The following is a 19532-nucleotide window of genomic DNA, read 5'->3' as shown; positions in this document are numbered from 1 at the left end:
CTTTCGTTGGTTAAAGCCGAACTCCCGTTGCCAGGTCCTGATTTGGGGATTGCGGCAGCACCCACAGCTGGCTGGTGAGCAGCCCGCGCAGGAAGCGGCGTTCCGTCGCCCGCTGGAATCCGGCAGCTTGCAGCGCTGATTGCCAGTCTGGCAGGCGCTCCACTTGAAGGCCCGTCAGCACGCGGAAAGCCCAGTAAAGGAACGAGACTACCGGCCGTGCCACCCATCGGCCGAAGGCGTTGTGAGGTATGGCGAACTCCGAAATTACCCAACGCACGCCCGGCTGCAGGTTCGCCCGCAGCCGCTCTGCAAGTCTTCGCACATCGTCGGCCGTCAGGCAATCAAGGAAGAAGTGCGTGACAATGAGGTCATATTCTGCCTCTTCGCGCGGAGTCCACACGCGAACATCGCGCGCCTGTGTGCGAACTCGCACAGCGCCGGCGCCGGCTCTGAACTTAAGGCTTTCCAGCATCGCCTCGCTCACGTCGATGGCATCTACGCATACTGCTGCATTTCGCTTGAGCAGTGCAGCCGTAAATCGACCGTCTCCATCGCCCAGCACCAGCGCACGTCGGGCGTCTGCGAGTTCCGGCAGAAATGCACGTCGGCAGCGGTCGAGATAAGGGCCAAAGCTCAGCCACTCCATCCAGCGATAAAGGCCAGCCAGCCTGTCGAAGTTCAGCTTGGGCGTTTCACTTTCCTGATCCGTCATTCCTGCAGGGAATCTGCTCTTCGCCTGTTCCATCAGCGCATCAACTCAATGGGAAGCAGCGCCAGTGGTGTCAGCAGTACCAGGTCGGCTGCGGCGCGCAGCGTCACTGCATCCATCCGGTCTCGCAGCGTGTCCAGCCACGCCAGCAGTAGCGCACTCACCGCAACCAACGCCAGCAACAACGCCGGGCGCGGCTGCAGCGCTCCGAGCCCCAAACCGCAAAGGCCGCACGCAAGAGCCAGTCGCAGAGCAATCCGCTTCACGCCGCTCTCAGAGCCGGGAAGCTGCGCCCACTCTTCCCAGCGGCCGATCGCCTTCACATTCAGCCATGCGAGCATCGCAAATGCCGCCGCGGGCAGGACTAGTAAGGCGCACATCTTCGTCAGTCCCGTTGGCGCAGAGGGAAGCACAGGCAGCACGCAGCCGGCGCTGAAGATCACTCCAACCACGAACTCGCGCGAGACACCGCCGATTCGCCCGCGCAGCCAATCCATCCAACGCGGGCTTCGACCGCCATGCACGCCCGAGAAGTACGCCAGGGTGGCTAATCCGATCAGGGAATCGCGCCGCAGAGCGGCAGCGTGCAGCCGCGACAAGACCATGCATCCAGCCGCGACGGTTGCAGTAGCCGCCAACACGGTGAACAGCCGGCGGTGCCGCCAGTGGAACCAGTGGCGCTCTTGCAGGTTATGTCTGCCTGCATCGCGAAGTCCGGTCCACGCGTCGAGTAGGCGATCAACCAAATAGATTGCCCAGACCACCAGTGCCAGCACGACAATCATCGCCTGCGACACACGCACCCGCGCTGCCCATGCCAACGCACAAGCCCATGCCGCCGCCACTGAGGGGGCGTCAAGGCTGGCGAGATGCCAGTACTTCAATGCTGCGGGACCGCTCCAGGCCGCAGGCCGTGCGAATGCCTCGGCCGCGGGCGGATTGAGGGGAACCAATGCCACTTCCCCTATTTTAATCGTTTCTTACATTGCCTGACGCGGGCAGCCGCCCTAGGCCATCGCGGTTTGCTCTACCAGGTTACGGATCTTCGCATCGACCTCGCCATCTTTCATGAAGAACGGCGTGCGCAGGCATTGCACGATAAGTTCCTGCGTCTCATGCGAATAGTTCCAACACACCTCAATACCGAACAGCGATGCCGACCCGGAGTTCCCGCTCAGTGGAATTCCCGCCGTACGGGCGCGGCTTGCCAAAATCTCATAACGTTCAGGTGTGACACCCTTGAAAGTCTGTGGTGCTGAAATTCCCACGGATACTCCTCTACTGCAATTACTTCCCTGCCTCAGGCCCGAAACAACAAAGGGCCTCCCCATGACTTTCGCTCAACAAAATGGATGGGGTGCACCGCAAAGGCGGGAACAACCAGATGATATCACCGGGGTTCTGCGCCCCAATTCCACCAAAGTAACGACAGCCGCGATACCCTCGGTCGCAGTCGGCCCGCCCGTTCTCTAAGGTTTTTCTAATCTGCGCCGATAACTTCCCCATCGAGGACCTGCTCCCCATGCCGCAGACGCTCAAAACCACATACTTGTTGGCCTCCAATGAGCCCGCGTTGCTCGCGAATGTGGAGCGGGTCCTTGCCTCATCTGGCGCGGAGGTTCGCATAGTCCTGTCGCCTGAAGCTGCGCTTGAAGCGATGATCGGCCCGCACGCGCCCGCCGCTGCGTGGATTGACGCGCGCCTGCCGGAGCTGGATCTGGGACGTTTCCTCGCCACGGCCCGCGCAGAGGCGGGCGGCCGATGCCCCATCGTCCTGTTTTCGGACACAATCTCTGACGAAGTTAAGAGCCGTCTTGAGGAAGGGGTGCTCAACGACGTTCTGCCCACCACGATTACCGCAGGCCAGCTCGCTGTGCGCCTCGATATGCTTCTGCGTGCGGATCGGCGCGAGCGCGAACTCGATCACCTCCGTGACGAGATGGCACGCGATGACCGCACCGACCGGCTCACCGGTGTCCATTCCCGCGAGGCCATACTGGCCGCGCTCTTCCGCGAAACAGATCGCGTGCAGCGCATGAAGACTTCGCTTTGCGCGATCCTCTTCGATATCGACGACTTCGGCCACTGGAACACCGAGCTTGGCAGCGCCCCGTGCGACCAGCTCCTTGTTGACGTGGCGAAGCGCGTCGCTCGCCTTCTGCGCAGCTACGACCTGCTCGGCCGCGTCGGGAAGGATGAGTTCCTCGCCGGCCTGCCGGGCTGCACTGTGGTCAACGCTGTCCTGCTTGCCGAGCGCATCCGCGACGAGGTCTTCGGCCTCCCCTTCACCGCCGGCGGCAGAGCGGTCCGCCTCAGCGCATGCTTCGGCATCGCTCCGAGCAACGGCCGTTCGCCTGTCGTGGTTTTGCGGGAAGCGGAAGAAGCGCTGCGCCTGGCGCGGGCTAGCGGTCCAGAGACCATCCAATGCGCCGCCGGCCTTCCCCAGGCGTCACCTGCCCCAACCGCCTTTCTGGCGACGGACGATAAGTTCTGCTGGTAGTTCGAAGCCTTGGTCCGACCCCGAATTGCATCGATGCAAATCAAAATATCCTGGGCGCCTCTGACGATGGCAACCTCGCTCGATGCATTCGCATCTCTGGCGTGAGTAAGTAGTCGAGCACGGTTGCCCGCATAATGCATTTGCATCATTGAGTCTTCCATCCGCACCAACAACCAGGATCTCAATGAAATGGCCTCAAGTACGCAAACAATAAGTCGCCTCACGACATTATGGGAGACTCCCAAAACCGTCTACGGATGGTTTGCTACCGTCGACCACAAGACGCTCGGCATCCGCTACCTGGTTACCGCGTTCTCGTTCCTTGTGATCGGAGGCCTCGAGGCGCTGGTGATGCGCCTGCAGCTGACGCGATCCGACATGGCGGTGCTTACCCCTGAGGAATACAACCAGATATTCACCCTCCATGGCGTGACCATGATCTTCTGGTACGCCTCGCCCATCCTCTCGGGCTTCGCCGTCTTCCTGGTGCCGCTGATGATCGGCGCGCGCGACATGGCGTTCCCGCGCCTCAACGCCTTCACATACTGGACCTTCCTGCTTTCCGGAATCCTGCTCTACGTATCGCCTCTCATCGGGCAGGCGCCGCATGCCGGCTGGTTTTCTTATGTCCCTTACACGCTGACCAAGTATTCGCCCGGCATGGGTATGGACTTTTACGCCGCTTCGCTGGTGCTCCTCACAATCTCCACCACAGGCGGTGCGATCAATTTCATCGTGACCATTCTGCGGCTCCGCGCCCCGGGCATGGCTATCAGCCGCATGCCGCTGTTTCTCTACAGCACAGGCACCATCTCGTTTGTGATCCTCTTCTCGCTTCCCTCGCTCACAGCGAACTGCATCTTCCTCGAGCTTGACCGCAGGTGGGGCACACACTTTTTCCGTATCGCTGGTGGCGGCGACACCTTTCTATGGCAGCAGTTGTTCTGGTTCTTCGGTCATCCCTGGGTCTATGTCATCTTCCTGCCGGCAACCGGAATGCTGTCGATGATTGTGCCTGTCTTCTCGCGACGCCCGATCGTCGGATATCCGTTTGTCGCGATCGCTACGGTACTCACAGGCGTTGTGGGCTTCGGCGTGTGGCTTCATCACATGTTCACGGTGGGCATGTCTGACATTGCCATGAGCATCTTCTCGGCAGGCAGCATGACGGTCAGCGTGTTCACCACGATTCAGGTATTCGCATGGCTGGCGACAATATGGCGCGGGCGGCCGGTTGCAACGGCATCCATGTACTACGCAGTGGGATCGATCGTGCTGCTGGTCATCGGCGGCTTGAGCGGGGTGTTCACCGGTGTCATCCCGGCGGACTGGCAGGCGCACAACTCGTATTTCGTGGTCGCGCACATTCACTACGTCCTGATCGGCTCGAATATGTTCCCGGTGTTTGCCGGGTTCTACTACTGGCTGCCCAAGATGATGGGCCGCAGGATGAACGAGAAGCTCGGCAAGATCAGCTTCTGGGTGATGTTCATCGGATTCAATCTGGGCTTCTTCCCGATGCACAATCTCGGCCTGCTGGGAATGCCGCGCCGCATCTACACCTATCCGGCCGGCGCGGGGTTTGACGGACTCAACGAGCTGGTCACATTTGGCGCGTTCGTGCTCGGCATCGGCATACTGATCAGCATCATTAACTTCTTCCATTCGTTGCGCGCGGGCGCTCCGGCCGGCGAGAACCCCTGGAATGCCGACACGCTCGAATGGTCCACCACATCGCCGCCGCAGGTCTACGGCTCTGAGCACATTCCGGTAGTCGTGTCGCGTCATCCGCTTTGGGATGAATTCGAAGAGGAAGACGATCCTGACGATGATCGCGTGCTCGACTGGGGCCGACTGACGCCGACGACCACCGCGCTCGACGCGATTCCGGCGGGTATCGCAACGATTCCAGCGGACTCGCTTGCGCCGCTGTGGATGAGCCTGGCGCTGTTCGCGTTTTTCCTTTTCGTCATCTACCAGATGCTTTGGTGGATGGTGGCATCGGTCATCGTCACTTTCCTCGTCGGCTGCTATTGGATGTGGCCTCACGTTGAGAAGGAGGTAGTGGAATGAGCACCGTCCAGATACCTCCGCCGCAAGTCAAAGTGGCGACACTGCCGATCGATCAGAAGCGCGGACTCAATGCGATGTGGTGCGTGATTGCAACGGAGTTCATGCTCTTCGTCTCCATGTTCGGCGCGTACTACTATCTTGGTTCGAACAAGGACCGCTGGGCAGATCACGTTGCGCCGAAGTATTGGCTCGCGTTGATCCTGATGGCGATTCTGCTTGCCAGCAGCGCGGTGCTGATGTGGGGCGAGAAGCAGGCCGAGGCGGAGCGGTTCAGCATGGCGCGCATCGCCTGCTGGATCACCATTCTCATCGGCGCCGGATTCATGGCGCTGCAGGGCTATGAATACAGCGTGGAATGGAAAGATGAGACTCCCTACAGCGATTCCTACGGTTCGATCTTCTACACCATCACCACCCTGCACGCGCTGCACGTAATTGCGGGACTATTGATGCTGCTATACATCGGCGTCATGCCTCGCTATGGCTGGACCCGCCGAACGCCGCACAAGCCCTACAAGACGGTCGCAATGTACTGGCACTTTGTCGATGCAGTGTGGGTGCTGATCGTGCTTCTGCTCTACATTATTCCGAACATCCAGAGGTACATGCATGTCCACCACTGAGCCCAACCTGCATGTGCGCGAGGGAAAACCGGTGCCGCCGCGCCGGCTCTTGTTCGGCACCGCCACCGCCGCAGTCGCATGGGTCCTTCTGGGATGCGCCGACATCGTCATCACGTGGCGCGCATGCATGGTGCAGGAAGACTATGGCATTCCAACCCCGCGGCCCGATGTGCGAATCCTCTACTTTGTTGTTGCGCTCGCACTGCTGGCCATCACCGTCTTTGCGGGCGTCACCTCATATCGTACGTGGCGCTTCTTATCGGAGCAGCGTCATGTGCTCGACTCGCAAGCAGTGCAGCGGCGCGAGTTCCTCGCGATTGGCGGAGTAATCGTGGCCGTCACCATGGGCATGGGAATTTTGTGGCTGGCATTGCCGCCCCTTTTTCTCGATCTGTGCTGGAGGGCGCGATGAACGTACGCGCATGCTTCGCATCACTGGCCTGCATGGCGATGTGCGCCGCATTGGCCGGATGCAATGAAGGCAAGACAACGCGCGAGGTAGCAGTGGGGCAGCTTGGCAACTCTGCGCACGGACAGCAACTCATTCAGAGCTACGGCTGCGGCGCGTGCCACATGATTCCGGGCGTGCATGGTGCGCGAGGCAAGGTGGGGCCGCCGCTGATGTTCTTCTCTGAGCGCAGCATGATCGCCGGCGAGCTGCCCAACACGCCGTCTAATCTCAAGCACTGGATTCAACACCCACGAGAAGTTGAACCGAAGACAGCAATGCCTGAGCTGGGAGTTACGCAGGATGAAGCTAACGACATCGCTGCTTATCTCTACACCCTGAGAGGACGGGAAGGAACATCATGGATCGACTGATTCCAATTCTCGGGCGCGCGGCAATCGCGGGGCTGATCATCGCGGCCGGCACTGGATTGGCGCAGAAGGAAGCAGCGAACGGGTCCACCACAAATATTCCCGGCGCTCTGCCGAATGTACATCTGGTTGCGCCCGTCGCGAACGGCCAATGGATTATGCCCGCTGGCGACTTCGGCAACCTGAGGTACTCGCCACTGGGGCAGATCAACACCAGCAATGTGCACAACCTTCATGTCGTCGCGAACATGGCCGATGGAATTCCACATGGGCACGAGGGCGGCCCGCTCGTCGTCGGCAACATGCTCTACATGGTTACGCCTTTCCCGAACAATCTCATCGCCTACGATCTTTCGCAGCCGAACTTCCCGCTCAAGTGGAAATATGAGCCTCACCCCGATGTTGCGTCGCAGGGAATTGCGTGCTGCGATGTGGTGAATCGCGGTGCGAGCTACGCGGACGGAAAGATCATCTATGCGTTGCTCGACGCGCACGTGGTTGCAGTCGACGCGCAGACTGGGCACGAAGTCTGGCGCACGCAGGTTGGCGACATTCACTATGGCGAAACCACCACCATGGCGCCGATCGTGGTCAAGGACAAGGTTTACGTAGGCAACAGCGGCGGCGAACTGGGCGTGCGCGGCAAGCTCACCGCACTCGATGTAAAGACAGGCAAGATCGACTGGACCGCGTGGAGCACGGGCCCCGATGAGGACGTGCGTATCGGCCCGGATTTCAAGCCGTTCTACGCACATGATCAGCAGGGCAAAGATCAGGGCATCAAGTCGTGGACGCCGGGGCAGTGGAAGATCGGCGGCGGCACGATCTGGGGCTGGGTGTCTTACGATCCGGAGCTCAATCTCATCTATTACGGCACCGGCAATCCCGGCCCATGGAATCCTGACATGCGCCCCGGTGACAACAAGTGGACAGTCACGATATTCGCGCGCGACGCCGACACGGGCATGGCGAAGTGGGCCTGGCAATTGGGCCCGCATGATGAGTGGGACTACGACGAGATCATGGAGAACATACTCGTCGACATGCCGTGGAAGGGGCAGATGCGCAAGTTGCTCATTCATCCGGGCCGCTCAGGTTTTGTGTTCGTGATGGATCGCACGACGGGCGAGTTGCTGTCGGCCTCGCAATATGAGCCGACGAACTGGGCCACCGGCTACGACCTCAAGACGGGGCAGCCCATCGAGGTGAAGGCGAAGGAGACGCACTTCGGCAAGTACTCCACCGATATCTGCCCCAGCTCAACGGGCGCGAAGGACTTCATCCCATCGTCGTTCTCGCCGCGCACGGGCCTCGTTTACATTCCCGCGCACAACACCTGCATGGACTACATGGGCACTGCGGTGAATTACATCGCCGGAACGCCGTACCTTGGCGCCAGCGTGCGCATGTATCCCGGGCCAGGTGGCTATCAAGGCGAACTCGTTGCGTGGGACGTCGCACAAGGCAAGAAGGTGTGGAGCGTCAAGGAGCCCGACCTGCCCGTCTACAGCGGCGTGCTATCAACGGGCGGCGACCTTGTGTTCTACGGAACGATGGACGGCTGGTTCCGCGCCCTCGATGCGCACAGCGGCAAGGTTCTGTGGCAGTTCAAAACGCCGTCCGGCATCGTCGGCAATCCGATGACATTCACTGGCCCAGATGGCAAGCAATACGTCGCTATCTATTCCGGTGTTGGCGGTTGGATGGGCGCGACAGCGCTGCCTGAAGTCTCAACCGACGATCCTTATGCTGCGCTTGGTGTTGTCGGGGCAATGAAGAAGATCAAAACCCTCAGCCCGCCAGGAGATCTGCTCTATGTCTTCGGTCTCTAGATTTCTCCTGATGGCTTGCATCGCGGCGGCATTTTGCGGTCCGGCAGCATTCGGCCAGACGAGTACGCCTAATTTGCCCAAGGTTCTGCGCGTGTGTGCTGACCCGAACAACCTTCCTTATTCGAACGATCAGAAGCAGGGATTCGAAAACCAGATCGCCGATCTCATCGCGAAAGACTTCGGCATGCAGGTCGAATACTTCTGGTTCCGGCAGGGCGAGAAGTTCTTCAGAAGGACGCTGAACAGCAGCGTATGCGACATCGTGATGGGCGTACCGACAGGCTTTGACGAAGCCGCGACTACGAAACCGTACTACCGCTCGACTTACGTATTCATCACGCGCCGCGACAGTCACCTCGACATCGCTTCGCTCGATGATCCGCGCCTGCACACGCTGAAGATCGGTGTGCACATCCTGGGCGATGCAAATGACAACACGCCACCCGTCAACGCTCTCATCCACCGCGGTATCGTCAAGAACCTTGTCGGCTACAGCATCTTTGGAAATCTCAACGAGAAGGATCCTTCCGCCGACGTGATTCGAGCGCTCCAGGATGGCAAAGTCGATGTTGCCATCGTATGGGGTCCGCTCGGCGGATATTTCAGCCGCAACTCCTCTGTGCCGCTCGAAATTACGCCGATCACGGCCGATTCCAAACAACCGGACATGCCGTTCCAGTTCGACATCGGCATCGGCGTGCGCGAGCGCGACACCGGCTGGCGTGATCTGCTCGACCGCGAGCTCGATCGCCGGCGGGCCGAAATCAGCGCCATCCTCCAGAACTACGGCATCCCGCAAGCAGAGCGCTCCACGCAGTCCGCCAGCGCCCGCGAGCAAACAGGGAGGCCTGAATGAAACCCCTCACCGTACTCGTGCTTTCCGCATCGCTGCTCGCGTGTGCAGCCGGCTGTCGCCGCTCCTCCAACTCAAACTCGGTAGCGGTCAACGGCCCCGCCATCACCGACAACCCCGTCGGCCCGGTGCCCGGCGGCGTGCAGAACATCCACTATCCCACCAACCCATACGAACACGATCCCGTCGCGCTGCAGGATGGCCGTCGCCTCTTCGACTGGTACAACTGCTCCGGTTGTCACGGAGGCCACGCGGGCGGCGGCATGGGGCCCAGCCTGCGCGATCCCGTGTGGCTCTATGGCAATCGCGATGACCAGATCTTCGACACCATCGCGCACGGCCGTTCCCGCGGCATGCCTTCGTGGGGCTCAAAGATTCCGCAGCAGCAGATCTGGGAACTCGTCGCTTACATCAAGTCGATGGGCACGCCGGAAGAACCGGATCCCCCCGTTGAGCCTGTCCACGAGCAGCAGCCCAATCCGCAGCAGGAAGAAAAGCCGAGCGTTGCAACGCAAACCACCGCAGCGGAGAAGCACTGATGCCACGCCGGGTCCTCAGCGTGTTTGCAACGGCAGCCATGCTTGTGGCTCTGGCCGGCTGCCACACGGTGCAATCAACATTCGATCCGCACGGGCCGGCCGCGGAACGCATCTCGCACCTGTCTCTCTTCATGACCGTGCTGTTCCTCGTCATCACGGCGATCATGTGGCTGCTCTTCGCCATCGCGTTCTACAAGCGCCGCGGCGATCTCACCGAGCACGCGCCCATCGATACCGGCGGCGGCGAGATGTGGATCGCCGTTGGCGGCATCGCGATTCCGCTTATCGTGCTGAGCGTTCTCTTCGTTTGGGGCCTCGCGCTGTTGCGCGCCTTCCCCATCCACGGAATGCACGGCGGCCCGAGCCACGCGATGATGGCGCACAGCATGAAGCCCGCCATCCTCATCGTCGGCCATCAATGGTGGTGGGAGATTCACTATCTCAGCGACGACCCATCGATGGAAGTCACAACCGCGAACGAGCTTCACTTGCCCGTCGGCAAGCCGGTAAATATTCGGCTTGAGACGCGCGACATTATGCACTCGTTCTGGGTGCCCGCGCTGCATGGCAAGGTCGATCTGATTCCGGGCCAGCCGAATTATCTGCGCATTGAAGCTGCGCAACCCGGCGAGTACCAGGGACAATGCGCCGAGTATTGCGGCGCCGAACACGCGCGCATGCGCATCCTCGCCATCGCGCAAACACCTAACGAATACGAGGCCTGGCTCGCAGGCCAGCGCCAGCCTGGCAACGAACCCGCAACCGAGGCGGCGAAAGCCGGCCAGAAGATCTTTCTCGCGGGTCCTTGCTCCATGTGCCACACGGTGCGCGGCACGCAGGCTGGCGGAAACGTCGCGCCCGATCTGACGCACATCGGGAGCCGCCAGATGATCGCGGCCAACTACTACCGCAACAACGACGCTTACCTCGAGGCGTGGATCACGCACGCACAGTCGCTGAAGCCACAGACCCAGATGCCGAACCTGACACATTTCACCGGCGAGCAACTCGCCGATCTCACTGCATATCTGCGCCAGCTTCAATAGCCCAGGCGCACAGGAGAACCCATGATCGCATCGCACACGGCAACCGGCTTTCGATTGGTCATCGCACTCGGCGCGGCATGCGCTGCCCTGCCCCTCGCAGCGCAGATGAAGCCCGACTGTTCAGGGCTGCCCGATGCGGGCCGCCTGCGTTCAGTGGTGCAGAGCGTCGTAAAGGAAGGCGCGTCGAAGAATGGCGGCATGGGCAATCAGGAGTGGGCCGCCGTGGTGAATCGCGATGGAGTGGTTTGCGCCATCGTGTTCAGCGGCACTACGCGCAGCGACCAGTGGCCCGGCAGCCGCGTTATCGCCGCGGAGAAGGCGAACACGGCCAACGCCCTCAGCGGCCGCGACTACGCGCTCTCCACCGCGAACGTGTATGCGGCCGCGCAGCCCGGCCAGAGTCTCTACAGCCTGGCGACAGCCGCTCCGCCCAATCCTCTCGCGGTGTTTGGCAATCCAACCACCTTTGGAACACCTACTGATCCGATGGTCGGCAAAGCTATCGGCGGAATCATCGTGTTTGCGGGCGGCCTGCCCCTCTACGCCAATGACGGAAAGATCGTAGGCGGCCTGGGCCTCAGTGGTGACACCTCATGCACCGACCACGTCATCGCGTGGAAGGTACGCCATGAGCTGCATCTCGATGCCGTGCCCATGGGGCCAAGCCCCGACCACAACGACAACCTGATTCTCGACTTCAACAACGGAGTAAGCCAGAGCGGCTTCGGCCACCCATCCTGCAAAGGCGGTAACCAGGCCGACGGAATCATCCAGGATTTGTCGAAGAACTTTCCCACCGGGCCGAAATCGAAATGAGTTGCGCAGCAGCCGCGAGCGGCTACCTGGATACAGGCAGATCAGCCGCTGAGTGCAATGGCCGGGAGGAATCGGATGGCACACCGAATCCGATCTCGATGCTTCCATTTGGATCGTCCGAGGTGGCATCCGCAAAGCTCGCCCTATCACGACCAGCATTCTTCGCGACGTACAAGGCTCGATCGGCGGAGCTCAGGAGTCCTTTCGCGGTGATGGGTGTCCCCGGCTGGAACGAGGTGACGCCGAAGCTACACGTGACCTGTACCTCCCGCGCATCGAGCGCAAAAGGTGTTGAGCGAATAGACTCGAGCAGAAGGTCGACCCGGCCAGGCGCCAATTCGGGATCCCACAGGGGAAGCAGGATGAGGAACTCTTCGCCGCCGTAACGGCCCACAAGATCGTAAGTCCGCGTGGCTTGCCGTAGACGCCGTCCGGTTTCGCGGATTACCTCATCCCCAGCCAAATGGCCATAAGTATCATTGAGGCGCTTGAAATGATCCAGATCGGCGAGGATGACTCCCAGAGCCGACTTCTCGCGTGTGGCGCGGGCCAACTCCCGATCCAGGTGCTCCAAGATGGCTCCGCGGTTGAATAACCCAGTGAGAGAGTCGTGGGTGGCCTGAGTGTGTAGCTCGCGGCGAGCTTCTTCCAGAGCTGCCTTCTCGGCTTCGAGCTGAGCGGTTCTTTCGGCGACAATCCGGTTGAGTTCTTCCCGATTGCGAATCAGCCGACGCGTCCGAAGAAGCACGATAAGCCACACCACGCCGGATACTGTCAGCAAATAGCAGACAAATGCCAGTGGAGTTTGAGTGAGGGGCGGCTGCAATTCCAACTCGAGGGACGCATCCTTCGTGCTCCACACTCCGTCGCTATTGGACGCTCGTACCTCAAAGGAGTACTTGCCGGGGGGGAGGTTGGTGTACCAGGCTTCACGCCGGCTTCCGGCCGCAACCCAGTCCTTATCGAATCCTTTGAGCCGATACAGGAACTGTACCCGCGCTGGAGCCACGAAGCTAGGAGCGGTGTAGATGACATGCAGGTTGCCAGAGCCCGCTCCCAGCGTCAGCTTCCCCGTCCCTTCGATTCTACGACCGTCAAATGTGACGCTTTCAATCAAGACAGAAGGCGACACCGGATTCGGGTGGAGTTTGCCCGGCTCGACGGACGCCGCACCCAAAACAGTGGCGAACCACAGCTTTCCGTCCAGGCCTTTCCAGGACGAAGGCATGCCCCCGTAGACCGTCTCGCGGGATCGCAGGCCGTTCACAACGGTGAACAAGGCAGGATTCAGCCGCTGCAGGCCCTCGTTCAGTTCTGCCTTGGATTGTCGCGCAATTCCGCTGTCCCCTCCTAGCCACAGATAACCTTCATCATCTTCGACGATGGACCCGATGGTGGTTCCTGGAAGCCCCTGATCCACCGTCCAATTCACAATCCGATCGCCGCGAATTCGGCTCAGCCCACCGCTTGCCGTGCCCAGCCACACGTCCCCAGCATTGTCTGCATAAATGCACATGACGTGATCGCTCGGCAGACCGTTGGCTACCGTGAAGCGTGTCCATTGTCCGCGGAACCATCGCTCTACGCCGCCGCCATCCTCTGCAAACCACAACGCACCATCGGGAGTCTGGGCAATGCCGGGAATCCGACCAGTCAAGCGCAGATGATCGAAACGTCCATTCTCAAACCGCGCCACGCCCTTGCCGTAAAAGCCCGCCCACACGTTGCCATCTCGATCCTGGAACAGCGAATTCAGGGAAGCATCCGCGGCACCAGGGTCATGGTAGACAGTCACTTGTCCATTGCGAAGCCGGGCCAGAGCCCCGCTTCGGTAGCCGATCAGCAGACTTCGATCGCGCGTCTCAAGCAGGGAATACACAGCGCTGTCCGGCAGGCCCTGTTTGTGGCCCCATATGTTCACCTGGCCGTTCGGGAGCAGTTGATTGAGCCCATTGCTGTCGCTTCCGATCCACACGCTCCCATCGTGCGTCTGCAACACGTTGCCAATGTAATTTCCGGCGAGCCCTTCCGGCTTGCCGAAGACTGTGAAGTTTGCGTCGCGCAACTCGACGACTCCGGCATCCAGAAGGCCAAGCCAAAGGTTTCCTTCGCGGTCCTCAAGCAACGCTCTGGTGCAGCGATTGCTGGGCAACCCGCTCGACGAATCGTAGAGTGAAAGTCGCCCATCAAAGAGCCGCCCAAAGCCGTGCCGGTCGAAGGCGATCCATAGAGCTCCATCGCGATCCAGCAATAGCCCGTCAATCTCCTTCCAGCTTAGGGAGACAGCTGGGATTGAGAGGCGACCGTCGTGGATGAGCGCCAGCCCGCCTCCCGACATGCCTACCCATACGTCCCCGCCAGCCGCGGGCGTCGCGGCAACGGCTGTTACCACATCGCTCGGCAGGCCATCATGTTTGGTCCACTGCTCGAGATGTTCCTTGGAACCTCGAAACAGGCCTTTGTTCGTTCCGATCCAGAGGGTGCCGTCGGGCTGGGCTGCCAGTGCGCGTACGGAGACTTCTGCGAGCCGGCTGGAGTAAGGAGATTGGACAACCTGCCCCTCACGGAGAAATCGCATCCCCTGAGTTGTACCTGCCCACAGCATTCCGCTTGAATCGATCGCCAACGCGGTCACGCTATCCTCGGCTGGAGCCTGGCTCAGTCTGATGCGCTGAAATGTCCCTTCGGCCGAGCTGGCTCCGCGGCCTGGAACCCAATGAGTCAAGCCGCTGTCAGTTCCGATCCAGAGACTTCCGTCGGGATCCGCTGCAAGAGCTTGAACGTAGTCGGATGCTAAGCCATTGGAACCGTGGCTGGTAAAGACTTCGAACGTGACACCGTCAAATCGAGCCAGTCCCTCTTCGGTTCCCAGCCATAAGAAGCCGTTTTGGGTTTGCGCCAAGGCATGTACGGAGTTTTGAGGCAGCCCGTGTTCGCTATTCCATGTTGACTGGACATACTGCGTGACGGCCTTGGTGGGGTCGAGCGCATAGGTCTCCGGAGGGCTTGCGACAATCGCAGCCGCCACCATCACATAGACCCGGAGAAGTAAAAGAGCCGTGCGCTCAAAGACCTGACGCATTTTTACATTACCTGTCCGCGCCTGGCATCAGTACGCTTTAGCAACACGCTGATGTCATCGGAACGGTTCCATACTATGTATTGACACTCAGGGCCGATTACGCCATCCCACTCATGGGGCATAAGTCCTTGAAACCCATGGAATGGGAGATTCGAAGCTCAAATCGCCACACCAAATCTCTCGCAGCACAATCCCGGCACAAAGACGCATCCGGCGATCTTCAACTTTGGGGCTCCTGCCACCTGGATTTCGCGCGTCAGTAAGCGGGTTTGGAGCCGGGGCACCGGCGAAGGGCTGGCGATACCGGCCGGGCACGTGACCAACTCACCCGCGTTTCACGAATCTCTATCCACTTGTTCCTAATGCCTCGTGGCCGGTCTCTGCCAGGAACTCCTGGAAGATGTCATTCGAGATGAGACGGCCCCGCGGAGTGAGCCTGAACCGGCCTTCCTGCTGAGTGAGAAGCCCATCGCCCACCAGCCCCTCCGCCACACCGACGGAATCAGCCGTCGATTCCGTGCCGAACTCCTCTTCCAGTTCTGAGGGATCTACGCCGGCATTGGTTCTAAGCCCGAGGAACCAGGCCTCTTCCACCTGCCGCTCTGGGCCCAGCCACGCGGTCTCGCGGGCCGTGTCGCCCTCAAGATAGCCTTTGAGGTCGTCTGTGGTGGTCGCCCGCAGCACGAACTCGCCTTCGCGGTCCCGCAGCATCGACGAGGCATCCAGCCCAAGCCCGAGGTAAGGCCTTCTTTGCCAGTACCGGAGATTGTGCCGCGATTCGGACCCGGGCTGCGCGAAGTTCGAGATCTCATACTGCTTCAGCCCTGCTGACTCCAGGCGGCTTATGGCGGTCTCGTACATCTGCGCGATGGCGTCGTCCGTGGGCACCAGCCCGGCCCGGTAGCGCGCTCCGCCGGCCATGAGTTCCCGCCCCAGCCGCGAATCCTCGTCCACTTCGAGCATGTACACACTGGCATGAGGCACGCCTGAATCGAGCAGCACACCGAGCGACTCGTCCCAGGACGCGAATGTCTGGCCGGCGAGCCCGGCGATCAGGTCCACGTTCAGGTTGCTGATTCCAGAAGCTCTCAGCCGACGCAGATCGTCGAGCACAATGGCCCGGCCGTGCAGGCGGCCACTCTCATGGGCTTCCTTGTCGATGAACGATTGCACGCCCAGGCTTACGCGGTTCACGCCGGCGCTGGCCATCGCGTCTAGCGTCGCCTGTGGAAGCTGTCCCGGGGCGCATTCCACCGTGATCTCGGCATCGGCGGCGACATCAAAGTCGCGACGGATCGCCCCGAACAGGCGCTCGAAGAGCTCCGGCTCCAGCAGCGACGGCGTGCCGCCCCCCAGATAAATCGTGTCGACAGGGTGAGGTAAATCGAGCGCCAGCTTCTCAGCCCAGTTCCTGGCCCCCGTTACTTCTTCGATGACCCGCGCAATATATCGTGCGTGTTCACTTGCTGGATACACTCCCGAAGCAAAATTGCAATAGGTGCACTTCGACCTGCAAAAAGGCACCGAAACGTAGATACCAATTGAAGATTCCAGCATCAATCTCACTATGGATTATTCTGTCACGGGCTCAGACGTCCAGCCACGTGTGAGCTCGCCAGCGGCTCCGCAGGCTGCTGAAGCCGCCAAGCCGGTCCGGCGTTCCATCCCCTTTGCCGCCGTCGCGATCATGCAAACCATCATTTTCCTGGGACATGTGCTTCTGTACGTGACCTGGAAATCATTCTGGTCGCTGGATCGGGACATCACCATGCCGCTGGGCGCGGTTCTACTGGTGCTATCCCTGACCTTCGTTACTTCGACCATACTGGGATTTCGGTCGACAAACGCTTTCATTGCTGTGTTTTACAAGCTGGCGGCCATCTGGCTGGGATTTCTGAATTTTCTGGTGTGGGCAGCTTGTTTGTGCTGGGCTGCCGATCTGTTTCTGCGAGTCACGCTTCCCCACGCCTCACTGGAAGTCCGGCCCTGGGTTGCGTTGATTCTGTTCGGGATAGCGGTGATCGTTTCACTGTTTGGATTCGTGAATGCGCGGCTCATTCGTGAGCGGCGTGTCACGGTGAAGCTGCCCAATCTGCCAGAGGCGTGGCGCGGACGTAAGGCCATGCTGGTGAGCGATATTCACCTGGGCAACGTGAACGGGGCAGGATTCTCGCGGCGCATTCTGAAGATCTTCCGCAGGCTTGATCCGTCTATCGTCTTTATCGCGGGTGATCTATATGACGGATCGGTCGTCGATGCGGAGCGGCTGGCGCGACCTCTCTTCGAAATGAAGGCGCCGCTGGGAGTGTATTTCTCTGAAGGAAACCACGAGGACCACGGGGATGCGGCTGGCTTCTGCGCCGCTCTGCGCGATGGCGGCATTCGGGTTTTGCGCAGTGAAGTGGTTGATGTGGAAGGCGTTAAGATCATCGGGATCCCGTATGCTGATTCGGTGTATCCGATGCATTTTGCCACTTTTATGGAAGGATTGCAGCTCGATCCGAGCCAGCCTAGCATTCTGCTGAATCACGTGCCGAACCGGCTGCCGATCACCGAAAAGGCGGGCGTGAGCCTGCAGCTCTCGGGACATACGCACGGCGGGCAAGTGTTCCCATTCACGTGGTTTACGCAGCGAGCATTCGGGAAATTCACCTATGGATTGCAGAGGTTCGGAAACCTGCAGGTACTGACATCGAGCGGCGCGGGAACGTGGGGTCCGCCGATGCGCGTAGGCACCGCTCCCGAGGTGATTCTGATCACGTTCGCCTAGCCGCATTCGCCACTGGTGTGATCTGCGTCGCTCCATGGTGGCTGGTTTCGGCGGTAGGATTTGGGTGTTCCAGAAATCGAAGTGTCAGGAATCACCGTGCCGAACCAGCTTCACGACTCCGCCTCCGAAGCCAAGAATGTCATCCGTACCCACCGCACCGGCTATGATCTGCTGCTGCATCCCGGTCTGAACAAGGGAACCGCGTTCACTGAAGAGGAGCGCGATGTGTTCGGGCTTCACGGGCTGCTACCTCCCCACATCGGCACGCTGGAGAACCAGCGGGAGCGGCGCAAGAAGGCGCTGGACAACGAGCCGACGGCGTTCGGCAAGTATTCGCTGATGCGGGACTTGCAGGACAACGATGAGGTCCTGTTCTACTCGCTGATTGCCCACCACATCGAAGAGCTGCTGCCGGTGGTTTACACGCCGGCGGTGGGGGAGGGGTGCCAGCGTTTTTCGGAGATCTGGCGCAAGCCGAGGGGCTTGTTCATCAGTTACCCTGACCGGCATCTGATGGACAAGATGCTTGCCAATCCCCGCTACAACGAAATTCGCTGCATCGTCGTCAGCGACGGCGAACGCATTCTGGGCCTGGGCGATCAGGGCGCGGGCGGGATGGGCATCCCGATTGGCAAGATGGCGCTGTACACCGCATTGGGCGGAATCCCGCCGCACCACTGTTTGCCGATCTTACTGGACGCGGGAACGGATAACCAGGCGCTGCTGGACAATCCTATCTACATCGGCTGGCAACATCATCGAGTGCGCGGGCCGGAGTACGACGAATTTATCGAGATGTTTGTGGCGGCGGTAATGCGGCGGTGGCCCAACATCCTGCTGCAATGGGAGGACTTTGCCGGCGAGAACGCGCTGAAGATTCTGGCGAAGTATCGCGACCGTCTGTGCACGTTCAACGACGATGTGCAGGGCACGGCGGCGGTGACGACAGGAACGCTGCTGGCGGCGGTGCAGGCGACGGGCGTGCCGTTGAAGGATCAGAGAATTGCGATGTTCGGCTCGGGGTCGGCGGGTGTGGGGATCATCAATCTGCTGATTGCGGCGCTGAAGGACGATGGGTTAAGCGAGGCCGAGGCGAGGCAACGGATTTACGCGTTCAACCGGCATGGGCTGATGGTGGAGGGTGATCCGGCGCTGCGGGCAAGCCAAATGCCGCTGGCGCGGAAGAAAGAAGACGTAGAGGGCTGGAAGGTCGATACGGCCGGGCCCATCTCTCTCTTCGATACCGTGCGGAACGCGAAGATCACGGTGCTGGTGGGGACTTCGGCGCAGGCCGGAGCGTTCACCGAAGAGACGGTGCGGGAGTTGGCTCGCAATGCGGAGCGGCCGGTGATCCTGCCGCTGTCTAATCCCACATCAAAGTCCGAAGCTGCGCCAGCCGATCTGCTGAAGTGGACCGATGGGAAGGCGCTGATTGGAACGGGGAGTCCGTTTGCGCCGGTGGAGATTGATGGGCGAACGGTGCGGATTTCGCAGACCAACAACTCGTACATCTTTCCGGGGCTGGCGCTGGGGATTCTGGTCTCGAAAGCGCGGCGCGTGACGGATGGGATGATCATGGCCGCGGCGAAGAAGCTGGCGTCGTTATCGCCGGCGGTGCAGGATGCGAATGCTCCACTGCTGCCGCCGATTGGGGATTCGCGCAAGGTTGGGCTTGCGGTGGCTGAGGCTGTTGGAATGGCAGCGATTGCGGAAGGCGTTTCGGATATGAAGCCTGGTGAGCTGGGTGACGAGCTGCGGAAGTATGTTTGGGAGCCGGTGTATCGGCGGTATGAGCTGGTGAAGGGGGATTGCTGACCGTTTCCCATCCCACGTTCGATAAAGCCCGAACGCAGGATGGGACACTCTGGTT

17 protein-coding genes are annotated in these 19532 nt (G+C 60.5%); 12 read left to right on the top strand and 5 right to left on the bottom strand.

Annotated elements, in window-relative coordinates:
• Positions 1-10: 10 nt before the first annotated feature.
• The 3 genes from MOP44_RS12275 to MOP44_RS12265 are packed head-to-tail and all read right to left on the bottom strand — an operon-like array spanning position 11 to position 1977.
• On the bottom strand, positions 11-712 hold the full coding sequence (locus MOP44_RS12275) for a class I SAM-dependent methyltransferase (RefSeq protein ID WP_260796324.1): 702 nt from the start codon (positions 710-712) through the stop codon (positions 11-13).
• A gap of 32 nt (positions 713-744) precedes the next feature.
• The gene (locus MOP44_RS12270; RefSeq protein WP_260796323.1) at positions 745-1668 is read right to left on the bottom strand and encodes a hypothetical protein; all 924 of its coding nucleotides are present in this window, start codon (positions 1666-1668) and stop codon (positions 745-747) included.
• A 48-nt stretch (positions 1669-1716) separates the two neighbouring features.
• On the bottom strand, positions 1717-1977 hold the full coding sequence (locus MOP44_RS12265; protein WP_260796322.1) for a hypothetical protein: 261 nt from the start codon (positions 1975-1977) through the stop codon (positions 1717-1719).
• A 254-nt stretch (positions 1978-2231) separates the two neighbouring features.
• On the opposite strand from MOP44_RS12265, the gene MOP44_RS12260 reads away from it, so the two are divergent.
• The 10 genes from MOP44_RS12260 (at position 2232) to MOP44_RS12215 (ending at position 11810) form a co-directional block, all read left to right on the top strand.
• On the top strand, positions 2232-3209 hold the full coding sequence (locus MOP44_RS12260) for a GGDEF domain-containing response regulator (protein ID WP_260796321.1): 978 nt from the start codon (positions 2232-2234) through the stop codon (positions 3207-3209).
• Between the two features lie 189 nt (positions 3210-3398).
• Complete coding sequence (locus tag MOP44_RS12255) at positions 3399-5282, top strand: cytochrome c oxidase subunit I (protein WP_260796320.1); 1884 nt, start codon at positions 3399-3401, stop codon at positions 5280-5282.
• Positions 5279-5905 (top strand): cytochrome c oxidase subunit 3, encoded by a 627-nt coding sequence (locus MOP44_RS12250; protein ID WP_260796319.1) that lies wholly within the window; start codon positions 5279-5281, stop codon positions 5903-5905. Before MOP44_RS12255 ends, MOP44_RS12250 begins: the two co-directional genes overlap by 4 nt.
• Positions 5892-6317: an alkaline shock response membrane anchor protein AmaP gene (locus MOP44_RS12245; protein ID WP_260796318.1), complete on the top strand. Its 426-nt coding sequence runs from the start codon at positions 5892-5894 to the stop codon at positions 6315-6317. The genes MOP44_RS12250 and MOP44_RS12245 overlap by 14 nt, the downstream gene beginning before the upstream one ends.
• Complete coding sequence (locus MOP44_RS12240; RefSeq protein WP_260796317.1) at positions 6314-6727, top strand: c-type cytochrome; 414 nt, start codon at positions 6314-6316, stop codon at positions 6725-6727. The genes MOP44_RS12245 and MOP44_RS12240 overlap by 4 nt, the downstream gene beginning before the upstream one ends.
• The gene (locus MOP44_RS12235) at positions 6715-8556 is read left to right on the top strand and encodes a PQQ-dependent dehydrogenase, methanol/ethanol family (protein WP_260796316.1); all 1842 of its coding nucleotides are present in this window, start codon (positions 6715-6717) and stop codon (positions 8554-8556) included. The genes MOP44_RS12240 and MOP44_RS12235 overlap by 13 nt, the downstream gene beginning before the upstream one ends.
• On the top strand, positions 8540-9412 hold the full coding sequence (locus tag MOP44_RS12230) for a substrate-binding domain-containing protein (protein ID WP_260796315.1): 873 nt from the start codon (positions 8540-8542) through the stop codon (positions 9410-9412). The genes MOP44_RS12235 and MOP44_RS12230 overlap by 17 nt, the downstream gene beginning before the upstream one ends.
• The gene (locus MOP44_RS12225) at positions 9409-9948 is read left to right on the top strand and encodes a c-type cytochrome (protein ID WP_260796314.1); all 540 of its coding nucleotides are present in this window, start codon (positions 9409-9411) and stop codon (positions 9946-9948) included. The genes MOP44_RS12230 and MOP44_RS12225 overlap by 4 nt, the downstream gene beginning before the upstream one ends.
• Positions 9948-10994, top strand: a complete 1047-nt coding sequence (gene coxB / locus MOP44_RS12220; protein ID WP_260796313.1) for a cytochrome c oxidase subunit II — start codon at positions 9948-9950, stop codon at positions 10992-10994. Before MOP44_RS12225 ends, coxB begins: the two co-directional genes overlap by 1 nt.
• 21 nt (positions 10995-11015) lie before the next feature.
• Complete coding sequence (locus MOP44_RS12215; RefSeq protein ID WP_260796312.1) at positions 11016-11810, top strand: GlcG/HbpS family heme-binding protein; 795 nt, start codon at positions 11016-11018, stop codon at positions 11808-11810.
• Positions 11811-11832: 22 nt separating this feature from the next.
• Here MOP44_RS12215 and MOP44_RS12210 read toward each other — a convergent pair whose 3' ends face one another.
• Positions 11833-14892, bottom strand: a complete 3060-nt coding sequence (locus MOP44_RS12210; RefSeq protein ID WP_260796311.1) for a two-component regulator propeller domain-containing protein — start codon at positions 14890-14892, stop codon at positions 11833-11835.
• Positions 14893-15237: 345 nt separating this feature from the next.
• Entirely contained in the window at positions 15238-16449 is a 1212-nt protein-coding gene (hemW, locus tag MOP44_RS12205) for a radical SAM family heme chaperone HemW (protein ID WP_260796310.1), read from the bottom strand.
• A gap of 10 nt (positions 16450-16459) precedes the next feature.
• On the opposite strand from hemW, the gene MOP44_RS12200 reads away from it, so the two are divergent.
• On the top strand, positions 16460-17662 hold the full coding sequence (locus tag MOP44_RS12200; protein WP_260796309.1) for a metallophosphoesterase: 1203 nt from the start codon (positions 16460-16462) through the stop codon (positions 17660-17662).
• A 96-nt stretch (positions 17663-17758) separates the two neighbouring features.
• Positions 17759-19477, top strand: a complete 1719-nt coding sequence (locus MOP44_RS12195; RefSeq protein WP_260796308.1) for an NAD-dependent malic enzyme — start codon at positions 17759-17761, stop codon at positions 19475-19477.
• Positions 19478-19532: the final 55 nt, after the last annotated feature.

The sequence above is a fragment of the Occallatibacter riparius genome, assembly GCF_025264625.1.
In the GTDB taxonomy this organism is placed as follows: domain Bacteria; phylum Acidobacteriota; class Terriglobia; order Terriglobales; family Acidobacteriaceae; genus Telmatobacter; species Telmatobacter riparius.
The sequence above is the reverse complement of the archived record's forward strand: the minus strand, read 5'-3'. Positions and strand labels throughout refer to the sequence as shown.

Excerpts from the sequence above, each read along its gene's own strand:
- MOP44_RS12275 (WP_260796324.1), bottom strand. The coding sequence starts at position 712 with ATGACGGATCAGGAAAGTGAAACGCCCAAGCTGAACTTCGACAGGCTG.
- MOP44_RS12230 (WP_260796315.1), top strand. The coding sequence starts at position 8,540 with ATGTCTTCGGTCTCTAGATTTCTCCTGATGGCTTGCATCGCGGCGGCA.
- coxB (WP_260796313.1), top strand. The coding sequence starts at position 9,948 with ATGCCACGCCGGGTCCTCAGCGTGTTTGCAACGGCAGCCATGCTTGTG.
- MOP44_RS12215 (WP_260796312.1), top strand. The coding sequence starts at position 11,016 with ATGATCGCATCGCACACGGCAACCGGCTTTCGATTGGTCATCGCACTC.
- MOP44_RS12255 (WP_260796320.1), top strand. The coding sequence starts at position 3,399 with ATGGCCTCAAGTACGCAAACAATAAGTCGCCTCACGACATTATGGGAG.
- MOP44_RS12250 (WP_260796319.1), top strand. The coding sequence starts at position 5,279 with ATGAGCACCGTCCAGATACCTCCGCCGCAAGTCAAAGTGGCGACACTG.
- MOP44_RS12225 (WP_260796314.1), top strand. The coding sequence starts at position 9,409 with ATGAAACCCCTCACCGTACTCGTGCTTTCCGCATCGCTGCTCGCGTGT.
- MOP44_RS12210 (WP_260796311.1), bottom strand. The coding sequence starts at position 14,892 with ATGCGTCAGGTCTTTGAGCGCACGGCTCTTTTACTTCTCCGGGTCTAT.
- MOP44_RS12240 (WP_260796317.1), top strand. The coding sequence starts at position 6,314 with ATGAACGTACGCGCATGCTTCGCATCACTGGCCTGCATGGCGATGTGC.
- MOP44_RS12260 (WP_260796321.1), top strand. The coding sequence starts at position 2,232 with ATGCCGCAGACGCTCAAAACCACATACTTGTTGGCCTCCAATGAGCCC.
- MOP44_RS12235 (WP_260796316.1), top strand. The coding sequence starts at position 6,715 with ATGGATCGACTGATTCCAATTCTCGGGCGCGCGGCAATCGCGGGGCTG.
- MOP44_RS12245 (WP_260796318.1), top strand. The coding sequence starts at position 5,892 with ATGTCCACCACTGAGCCCAACCTGCATGTGCGCGAGGGAAAACCGGTG.
- MOP44_RS12200 (WP_260796309.1), top strand. The coding sequence starts at position 16,460 with ATGGATTATTCTGTCACGGGCTCAGACGTCCAGCCACGTGTGAGCTCG.
- hemW (WP_260796310.1), bottom strand. The coding sequence starts at position 16,449 with ATGCTGGAATCTTCAATTGGTATCTACGTTTCGGTGCCTTTTTGCAGG.